This is a genomic window from Mameliella sp. CS4 (assembly GCF_019392335.1).
Classification (GTDB): Bacteria; Pseudomonadota; Alphaproteobacteria; order Rhodobacterales; family Rhodobacteraceae; genus Antarctobacter.
The window spans coordinates 1-238 of the sequence record NZ_JAHXRQ010000285.1; the positions used below are offsets into that span (position 1 = coordinate 1).

The 238-nt window shown below is 64.7% G+C and carries 1 protein-coding gene; it reads left to right on the forward strand.

Annotated features, from left to right (window positions below; genetic code table 11):
- Positions 1-238: ABC transporter permease (locus KZZ07_RS27415; protein ID WP_219520204.1), on the forward strand; the 238-nt coding region annotated here is incomplete at both ends.

Sequence of the window (238 nt, forward strand, 5' to 3'; positions counted from 1 at the left end):
TGACCCCGCTCACCTTCCTGGGCGGCAGCTTCTACGCGATCGGCATGCTGCCGCCGTTCTGGCACGCGGTGAGCCTGCTGAACCCGGTCGTGTACCTGATCAGCGGGTTCCGCTGGGCGTTCTTCGGCAATGCGGACGTGAACATCGCGATCAGCCTCGGCATGACCGCGCTGTTCCTCGTGATCTGCCTCGGCCTCGTGACCTACATCTTCCGCACGGGCTACCGGCTGAAGAGCTG